This is a genomic window from Microcystis sp. BLCC-F209, assembly GCF_041928595.1.
Taxonomy (GTDB): domain Bacteria; phylum Cyanobacteriota; class Cyanobacteriia; order Cyanobacteriales; family Microcystaceae; genus Microcystis.
This window is the reverse complement of sequence record NZ_JBHFLL010000146.1, coordinates 1-9,062: the sequence shown is the minus strand read 5'-3', so window position 1 is coordinate 9,062 and position 9,062 is coordinate 1. Positions and strand designations below refer to the sequence as shown.

Genomic DNA, 9,062 nt, shown 5'->3' with positions numbered 1-9,062 from the left:
AACCCACAACAAGGACAGGACGCTTTTTTATTTTTCGATTCGATTCGGAAAACTATACCGATATTTTCTAGGTGTCGATAGCCTTGAATACAGGTTCCTTCTAGGTTCAAAAATTTGTCAAGTATCATAAGTAAAATAATCTCGTTTTTGGCAATTATATTAAATCTTAACTCGATTGTCTATCTTTTGGTATTAACCTATTTGTGCCTTAAGTCTTTCCCTGTATGGATTTCAGCTACTTTTGAGCGTAGGTGCTCTCATCGAATTTTATTTTAAGTTAATTAGGGTTTGCTGAAAAAACTTTTCGGTGGGGGCCGGGTGGGGGGGGCTGGGTGTGGGGTGTGGGGTTTTATCGATTTTCAGGTGGTCAACTACCTAATTTTCAGGGAAAAAGTACCTGAATTTTCCCCCCGATCCCCGCAATGGCTGGCACTTTTTGAGGGGAAAAAAGTCCAAAAGTCTTATCCAACAAGGTTTTTAGATTTATTCAGCAGACCCTAATTATTTGCATAACAATTTCTGAAGAGCCCAAAAACCTTGCATTAGGGACTTGCGTGGGAATAATATCCCAATCGATCGGAGGGCGCAAGCTTTGCGCCTCTACAGTAACGGATTTTGTCCACAATGTAGGGGCGAACTGCATTCGCCCAAAAGGTACATTATCAAAGCGCAGGTCCCTTATCCTTCTTTTAGTACACACATTGGTACAAAAAAAAAGAGGACAACAAAGCCTGAAACGACCGGCTCCTGGCTCCTTACTCCTAACCCCACCAACAAACTTTTTCAGCAAACCCTACTTATCAGTTATCAGCTTCTGAAAGCAAGGAACAGCAAAAAGAATCTGGCCATTCTCCTACCTAAAAAGAAGGTTAGAAACTAAGTAGATCAAAGCTTGTAGCTTAAGCAATGAAAGTTTTCCCCCACAGGGGAGTTGCAATGATACTAAATCCCCTTAAAATGTAGGGGCGAGCGGGGAGCAGCAGAACTGGGGGAATACCGACCCCTGATTTCTGAACGAGTACGGAGGGAGTCGAACCCCCGACACCCAGGACCGGAACCTGGTGCTCTATCCTCTGAGCTACGTACCCACAATCAAATAAAATACTATCATATTATACCACTAGCCGACGCAGTAGATCAGAAATTCCTATGACTAGCGATCGCCCCTTAAAACTACTGATTAGTAATGATGACGGCATTTCCGCCCTAGGAGTCCGCACCCTTGCCAACACCCTCGCTGCCGTCGGTCATCAAATCACCGTAGTTTGTCCCGACGGCGAGCGTTCTGCTACTGGTCATGGCTTAACCCTACACCATCCCATCCGGGCCGAACAGGTGGAAGGAATTTTTCATCCCGATGTGATTGCTTGGTCCTGCTCGGGAACTCCCGCCGATTCGGTGAAATTTGCCCTTAGTGCCGTCCTGAAAGAGCGTCCCGATTTAGTTTTAGCCGGCATTAACCATGGATCTAATCTCGGCACCGATATCCTCTATTCTGGCACGGTTTCCGCAGCCATGGAGGGCTTAATCGAAGGTATTCCCAGTATTGCTTTTAGTCTGGCTAGTTTTCAAGCCTGTGATTTCCAACCGGCCGCCGATTTTGCCCTCACTTTAGTCAGAAAAGTTGCCCTTAACCCTTTTCCTGTTCCCACTTTACTCAATGTCAATGTCCCTCCGGTCAGTAGTGCCGAAATCAAGGGGGTGAAAATCACTAGGCAAGGATTGCGACGCTACGAAGAAACCTTCGAGAAAAGACTGGATCCTAGGGGTAAAAGTTATTACTGGTTAATTGGGGAAGTGGTGGAAGATATCGAACAACCGGACTACAGCCATTTACCCCCAGAAGTGCCTACAGATGTGCGCGCTATCAGCGAGAATTTTATCACCATCACGCCCCTACAATACAATTTAACTGATGTGCAAGGCTTCCAACATTTGCACCGAAATTCTTGGTTTGATTGAGGATCATCTCATGATATTCTGATTCAATCAGTAGCGTTTGAGAGCCTATGTCCCCATCTCAATTTAATTTTCAAGAAAACGAACTCGAAGAAGCGGATATCATAACCCTCTGGGATGAGCAAGGTCGATCGCTGGACTGTTATATTGAGAATGCCTATGAAACCGATGATCTCACCTATATGCTTCTTATCCCCGTCGATACCCCGGTGATGATTCTTGCTTGGGATGAGGAATCGGAGGAAGAAGAATCCGATGCCTTCTTAATCGAAGATAGCGAGGAAATCGAGCGGGTTTTTGCCGATGCTAAAGCGGTTTTAGCAGAATTAGACCTATTGCTCAAGTCCACTGCTCACACCTTAACTGTTAGTGGTGAATTACCGCCCCTGGAAGAAGATAATGTTCTCAGTTTAGAAATTGATGGCGATGAACCCTCCTCGTCATCAGAGCCGGAAGAATTGCAATTTCTCGCCAGTTTCTTTTCGGAAGACCAAAAATACTCGATTTACACTCCCCTAGCTCCTTTGTTATTCTTAGCCGTCGGTGACGGGGAAGGGAAAGTGGAATTAGTTTCCCCCGATGATGACGGTATGGGACCTATTCTAGAGGAACTTTTGTTTGATGAACTCGAATAATTACACGATCTTACCAAATCCGCCTGGCAAAATTTTTGATCAATCTAGTCACAGTATATCTTTCGGGATTTTATAAGTAAAGAGAGGGGCAAGCGGAACCCATCAGCTAAATCTTCGCTGCCATCCCCATATTTTATGGATAAAGATACTCGATTCGCCATTTTACTCATTGGCATCCCCTTTCTAGGACTAGCTTACTGTGGCTTGATTTTTGCCGTGATGATTTATTGGGTCTAGGCCTGGGAACATCCCGTAACCATGGCCACTTTTTTTGTCCTTGCTCCTTCTTTGATTTCTGCCTCTATTTGGCTGTTAGCTTCCTATAAAGCCCGTCAAAAGCGGCGTTTGGGTTTATAGTTGAATGTAGAGGCCGATGGCATTCGTTCAAGAAGAATCAATAGGATAAAAAATGACCGCTTACATTTAAAAACGTATGATTAAATTTTTATCATCGACTGTCCTGATTGCCGCACAACTAACAGCGATCGCGCCTAGTGCTGTCTCCCAACCTTACACATTAACAGGATCGATCGAGGTTTGGGAAGGGTTGCGAGTGCTTACTTCTGTGCCTTCTGGTCAACGCTGGCAATACGGTAATCTTTGTGCAACTGATCGAGCTTTTAAAGATATCTATGATGGGCAGTCAGTCGTGATTAGAAATGCTAACGATACCATCGTGGCGATCGGTAAACTAGGAGAAGGGAGATTTAATCAAAGTCAAGATTCTTCGTTGTGGACTTGCACATTTAAATTTTCCGTACCTAATGTACCAGAATCACCTTTTTACACTATATCGGTCGGGGGAAGAAAACCGATCGCCTTAACCCTTGAAGACCTAAAAGCAAGGAACTGGATTTTAGAATTTACATTAAGTCTTTAGTGTCAACCGCGGCCTAAACGACAGCGATCGCTGTCAGGGATTGGGTAAAAAACCAAAAAGTTTAGCAGCCCCTCCTAAAATGGCGACAACTAGGGCGATAAAAATTCCCCGGTTGGTAAATTCCTGATAAGCAACCCGTGTCGTTAGTCCTTTAATTTCTGTAGTTAGTCGCTCATCTAAAGCTTTAATGTCCCCTCTGATCTCCGATTGTCCTATTTCTACTTTGGTTAACCGTTCATCGATTTTGTCGAATTTTTGATTGACATCTCTTTGTAGGGAGTCTATTTTCCCCTCGATCCTTGTCAGAACAGCTTCTAGGGAATAAGTAACGGTTTCGTTAGCCATTTTCTGTCTCCTATATTTTCTTTAATTGCGATCGCTGGTGAGATTGGGGATGCCTAGATATGTCAGTTGTCTCGATATGGTGCGATCGCTCCAGCTAGTTGTGCAAGTGAGCAGTTAAGGGATTGACATAGCTTTAATGTTTGAGATGGGTTCATTCTCGGTTCCCTGTAGCCTGTTTCCCAATTGCTTACGGTTTGCACTGTCACACCTAACCGTTCCGCTAGTTTTCTTTGAGTTAACCCAGCGTTCTCCCGTAATTTCTGCATACGCTGTCCTAGTTCCCTATCCGTCACTATATCTCAAAAATCATCTAAAAATACTGTTGACATTATATAACTATCATTATACATCAAGAATATAAAGAAAGACGACCGCCCTTCGGTGACTTACTGGTAAAAAGACAATGAAGTTGTTGAGTAAATCGGTTTTACTTACCGTTTGTGGCTTAGTATGTCCAAAAAGAATCAATAATCAGTCTTTAGTCAGAATCAGAGCAGCACAGGGCTGACATTTAGCAGCAAAAATAAATTCAGAACGATTTTGCGCCGTTTCAGCGATCACTAAAATTGTTAAGAATTGTACAACCCTCTTGTTATAAGGCTTTTTATGTCATGAAACCTTAAAATGAGAATTGCTGGACATTTAGGGGCTGGGCGGGATAGGATGAAAAAGTGCTAGATAAAAACTCCCCTCCCTTACAGTCCTTAGTGGCGGGTCACTGGTTCAAGCTCATCTGTGGAGCTAGTTACCAAGATTTGCCCACGATTCGCAACCTCGCCCTGGCCTATACTATCGCCGGGGCCGATTGTATTGATGTGGCTGCCGATCGAGCCGTGATCCTTGCGGCCCGCGAAGGCATGGAAACCGCTGCCAAAATCGCCGGATTCCCCCCCAATCAACGACCTTGGTTAATGGTCAGTCTCAATGACGGGGAAGATCCCCACTTTCGCAAAGCTGTCTTTAACCCGCAAATCTGTCCGGTCGATTGTCCCCGTCCCTGCGAAAAAATCTGTCCCGCTTATGCTATTGATCGGGGGGGAGTGATTGAACAGCGCTGTTATGGTTGCGGTCGCTGCTTACCCGTTTGTCCAGAGCAGATAATCGAGACAAGATCCCGTGTCTGTCAACCCGCAGAAATTATCCCCTTAATTATCGAAATGGGAGTAGATGCGATCGAAATTCATACCCAAGTCGGACACGGAGAGGAATTTGCTCGACTCTGGCAAGCGATCGCACCTTTAACGAAAAACCTAAAAATCCTGGCCATAAGTTGCCAAGATCACGAATATATCATTAATTACCTCCACTATCTGCAAGAAACTATTTCACCCCTAAGCTGTCCTCTGATTTGGCAGACGGACGGCCGACCGATGAGCGGCGATATCGGCAAAGGAACCACCCACCCGGCCATTAATATGGCCAAAAAAGTTCTTTCCAGCAATCTAGCTGGATTTGTGCAGTTAGCTGGGGGAACCAATGACCACACCGTGACCAAATTAGAGCAACTGGGACTGAGAGAAAAAATCGCTGGTATTGCCTATGGAAGTTACGCCCGTTCATTGATTTTGCCAATTTTAGAGCATTTAGACCAGCCTAACCTTGAAAATGACCCCCAAGCTTACCAAGAAGCCCTTAAAGCCGCTTCTATGGGGGTTGCTCAATTAAAAGCCGAGCCTTGGTCAACAAACTATAATATTTTTTTAATTGACAACTAACCGGTAAATGTGTTAGACCCCAAGAAAATCTTGGAAATCAAAACAGCCAATTATCGCCAAAACCTTTTACTATTAATTTAATGCCAGAAACCCTACCCTCCTCTCGGATGCCAGTGACCGACGACTTAAACAAACTCTTGGCAATTCTACCTGCTCGAATTCGCGGCAAGATCGAGGAACACCCGCGGCAGCATCAACTGATCGAAGTAGTTATGGATTTGGGACGCATACCAGAAGCGCGTTTTCCCGATGGGGCGATCGATCTGGGGGACGAACCGATCTCAAAAGAAGAAATCCAGTATTCGATCGCCCGGGTGGGCAGTTTTAGCGGCGATAATCGCGCCGGGATTGAACGCACCCTGCACCGCATCAGTGCCATTCGCAATCGAGACGGGGAAATTATCGGTTTAACCTGTCGTATTGGTCGGGCTGTTTTCGGTACGATCACCCTAATTAACGACCTAGTGGAAACTGGTAAATCCCTGCTGCTGCTCGGTCGTCCGGGGGTGGGGAAAACCACGGCCTTGCGGGAAATAGCTCGAGTTTTAGCCGATGACCTCAATAAACGGGTAGTGATTATCGACACCTCCAACGAAATCGCTGGAGATGGAGATATTCCCCATCCGGCCATCGGTCGCGCTCGTCGGATGCAGGTGGCCCGTCCGGAATTGCAGCATCAAGTCATGATCGAAGCGGTGGAAAACCATATGCCGGAGGTAATCGTGATTGATGAGATCGGTACGGAATTAGAAGCTCTGGCCGCTCGCACGATCGCCGAACGCGGGGTGCAGTTAGTGGGAACCGCCCACGGCAATCAACTGGAAAATTTAATTAAAAACCCGACTTTATCGGATTTAGTCGGGGGAATTCAAGCAGTAACTCTCGGAGACGAAGAAGCGCGCCGCCGGGGTTCTCAGAAAACCGTTTTAGAACGCAAAGCACCCCCCACCTTTGACATTGCCATCGAAATGTTGGAACGTCAGCGCTGGGTCATTCACGAGGACGTATCCACCACTATCGACCAACTGCTGCGGGGACGGGAAGCAATTGCCCAAATCCGTTGGGTGGACGAGGAGGGAAAAGTACAGGTCGCTCAGGAAGAGCCAAAACCGGAAAAGTTGACCCCTTTGCGCGGCAATTATCTGCCAGAAATGGATAAACCCAAGGGATGGCGGGCCGATGGCCGGATGACTCCCGTGGCCCGTTTCCCTGCCGGACCGCTCAACCGGGAAAACGATTTCGATCGCCTCCTCGAACAATCCTGGCTACAGGAGGAACTAGAAACGGAAAAAGTCCGCATCCCCGGTCCCAATGGCGAAGATTGGCCAGTTTATGTCTATCCCTACGGAGTCAGTCGCGCCCCGATCGAACAGGTAGTACAGGCCCTAGATTTGCCGATCATGTTGACCAAAGATTTACAGGGGGCCGACGCGGTGCTAGCCCTGCGTTCCCACGTTAAAAATCAGTCAAAATTGCGTCAAATTGCCAAAGTAAGACAAATTCCCATCCACGGCATCAAATCCAATACCCTGCCCCAAATCTCTCGCGGTTTAAAGCGGATTTTGGGCATTGATGACCCGATGAATCAGGAGGGCGCGGATTTGCGTTTATTTGCCCGCAGCGGTAGCGATGACGAGATCGAAGCTCTGGAGGAGGCCCGGTTAGCGGTGGAACAAATCGTTATTCCTACTGGTCAACCGGTGGAGTTACTGCCGCGATCGGCGAAAGTGCGGAAAATGCAGCACGAATTGGTGGAACATTACCGTCTCCAATCCGATAGCTTCGGAGAGGAACCGAATCGCCGTATTCGCATCTATCCAGCTTAGGAGTCGGGAATTTGAAGCGACGAACGCTAATTATTATGGGTACGGGGGCGGCGATCGGTGGGGTGGCCTCCCTGATTATCCATCGTCCCCGATCGGCGGCGGAATTACGGGACAAAATGCCCCTGGCTGCAAGAATTAAGCTCTGTCTCGATCTGGCTAGGACGAAACTAACCACGACGATCGACTATCTCGATAGTTATGCCTATCTTGGCATTGTTTATCCCTATTTTACCCATCCAGAGCCATCGGGTTTGAATTTCTTCAATTGGCGACGGAGGCTCAATAGTCCCACGCCAGGCACTTGGAAGCTAGAAAACGCCGATTTTTGGGCGGCTGGGGCTTTTCCTGCTTTGTTATGGAAAATGGCTGATTTAGAATCAGACCCTATGTATGGCGGCTTTTGGGCAGCTGCTGCGAAAAAATGGGGCGATCCCTTAAAAGAAGCCAGTTTGAAGAACAAAGACGTCGGTCTTAATAATTTACTGGTGTTTGCTCCTTGGTTTGAGTCAGGGCAGGGCAAGGAAAAACAGCAAGCTTTAGAGATAACTTTACGAGGGGCCAGACAACTAGCCCAACCTTTTCAGGATGGCAAGGGGAGTTATCACAGCGATATCGGGACTTTTGGCTGGTTACGCAAGGCCGATCGCACCGATCAGCAAGAACATTGGCAGGTTTTTATCGACCATACGATCAATATAGAACAACTGCTCTGGGCAAGTCTCCACAATCCTGACCCCAAGGAAGCAAAGGATTGGCAAGAAAAAGCCCTTTCCCACATCCGCACCCTTAGCCGCACCTTTGGGGCTAACCGTCGCCCGGGTAAAACGGGAACTTGGCAAAGAGGGTATTTTGATCAAAATGTCAACTCTCCCACCTATAGAAATTTCTTATTTAATGAGGGGAAACAGGGCTGGCGCGATGATAGCACTTGGTCTCGGGGTCAAGCTTGGTTTATTTATAGTGCCACGACGGCCTATATTTACACCAGCGATGCGGAAATGTTAACCATTGCCAAGGATGCCATTAATTATTATCTGGACAATTTGCCCGATCGCTGGCCCGGTGGACAAAGACGCGCTGGAGATTTTATCCCCCCTTGGGACTTTGATTATGCCTTGCAAAAAAATGCCGCTACGGAAAGGGATTCTTCGGCAGCGGCCATCGCAGTGTCGGGGATGATTCGCTTATTAAAGGCTTTACCCAGCAATGATCCTAGTTATGGAACCTATCGAGAGGCGATCGATAATACTCTCTTGAATTTGACTTCTTTTGCCTATTTTCCCGACGAAACCGCCCCAGAGATGAGTCTATTGCGTCATGGTTGTTATCATCATCCCGCCGCAATTCAACCCGGCCAAATCTATGATACCGGTTTAATTTGGGGAGACCTCTTTTTTATAAATGCTTTGGCTGAATACCAAGATTTACCCGCTACTTAGGGTTGGCTGAATAAATCTAAAAACCTTGTTGGATTATATCTTTAGATTTTTTTGAAATCCAAAAGTGCCTGGCCTGGGAGTGATCAGGGGGAAAATTCAGGTACTTTTTCCCTGAAAATTAGGTAGGGTTTGCTGAATAATGGTAAAAACCTTACAGGAAAGGGCTTTTAGCTTGATTGAGAGCTTCCCAAATGCACTTAAATCTGCTAGAATCTCTTAAAACCCTTGCATCACCCTTGCATCACCCTTGCATCTTCTCTAAT

The 9,062-nt window shown here is 46.6% G+C and carries 9 protein-coding genes, 1 tRNA gene and 2 pseudogenes; 8 read left to right on the top strand and 4 right to left on the bottom strand.

Going from position 1 to position 9,062, the window contains the following annotated elements:
* Positions 1-128, bottom strand: a pseudogene (locus ACE1AQ_RS09200) (ISL3 family transposase); the annotation flags it as partial.
* A 190-nt stretch (positions 129-318) separates the two neighbouring features.
* On the opposite strand from ACE1AQ_RS09200, the gene ACE1AQ_RS09195 reads away from it, so the two are divergent.
* Positions 319-501, top strand: a complete 183-nt coding sequence (locus ACE1AQ_RS09195; RefSeq protein ID WP_374808281.1) for a hypothetical protein — start codon at positions 319-321, stop codon at positions 499-501.
* Positions 502-1,015: 514 nt separating this feature from the next.
* On the opposite strand, the gene ACE1AQ_RS09190 is transcribed toward ACE1AQ_RS09195, so the two are convergent.
* A tRNA-Arg gene (locus tag ACE1AQ_RS09190) sits at positions 1,016-1,088 on the bottom strand.
* 61 nt (positions 1,089-1,149) lie between these two features.
* Here ACE1AQ_RS09190 and surE point away from each other — a divergent pair.
* From surE to ACE1AQ_RS09170, 4 genes and pseudogenes are all read left to right on the top strand, one after another.
* Positions 1,150-1,962, top strand: coding sequence for a 5'/3'-nucleotidase SurE (surE, locus tag ACE1AQ_RS09185; RefSeq protein ID WP_008206857.1), 813 nt, complete (start codon positions 1,150-1,152; stop codon positions 1,960-1,962).
* Positions 1,963-2,009: 47 nt separating this feature from the next.
* Positions 2,010-2,594 carry a DUF3727 domain-containing protein gene (locus tag ACE1AQ_RS09180; protein ID WP_106908835.1) on the top strand — a complete coding sequence of 195 codons (585 nt, stop codon included), beginning with the start codon at positions 2,010-2,012 and terminating at the stop codon, positions 2,592-2,594.
* 135 nt (positions 2,595-2,729) lie between these two features.
* Positions 2,730-2,951, top strand: a pseudogene (locus ACE1AQ_RS09175) (hypothetical protein).
* A 76-nt stretch (positions 2,952-3,027) separates the two neighbouring features.
* Positions 3,028-3,474, top strand: coding sequence for a hypothetical protein (locus ACE1AQ_RS09170; RefSeq protein WP_008206860.1), 447 nt, complete (start codon positions 3,028-3,030; stop codon positions 3,472-3,474).
* 33 nt (positions 3,475-3,507) lie between these two features.
* Here the strand turns inward: ACE1AQ_RS09170 and ACE1AQ_RS09165 are convergent, their stop codons facing one another.
* Entirely contained in the window at positions 3,508-3,819 is a 312-nt protein-coding gene (locus ACE1AQ_RS09165) for a DUF4164 family protein (RefSeq protein ID WP_002784899.1), read from the bottom strand.
* A gap of 62 nt (positions 3,820-3,881) precedes the next feature.
* Positions 3,882-4,112: a helix-turn-helix domain-containing protein gene (locus ACE1AQ_RS09160; RefSeq protein ID WP_008206863.1), complete on the bottom strand. Its 231-nt coding sequence runs from the start codon at positions 4,110-4,112 to the stop codon at positions 3,882-3,884.
* A 378-nt stretch (positions 4,113-4,490) separates the two neighbouring features.
* On the opposite strand from ACE1AQ_RS09160, the gene ldpA reads away from it, so the two are divergent.
* From ldpA to ACE1AQ_RS09145, 3 genes are all read left to right on the top strand, one after another.
* Positions 4,491-5,534: a circadian clock protein LdpA gene (gene ldpA / locus ACE1AQ_RS09155; RefSeq protein WP_008206865.1), complete on the top strand. Its 1,044-nt coding sequence runs from the start codon at positions 4,491-4,493 to the stop codon at positions 5,532-5,534.
* 80 nt (positions 5,535-5,614) lie between these two features.
* Positions 5,615-7,360, top strand: coding sequence for a R3H domain-containing nucleic acid-binding protein (locus tag ACE1AQ_RS09150; RefSeq protein WP_008206867.1), 1,746 nt, complete (start codon positions 5,615-5,617; stop codon positions 7,358-7,360).
* A gap of 11 nt (positions 7,361-7,371) precedes the next feature.
* Entirely contained in the window at positions 7,372-8,799 is a 1,428-nt protein-coding gene (locus tag ACE1AQ_RS09145; protein ID WP_172456673.1) for a hypothetical protein, read from the top strand.
* The last annotated feature ends 263 nt before the right edge of the window (positions 8,800-9,062 follow it).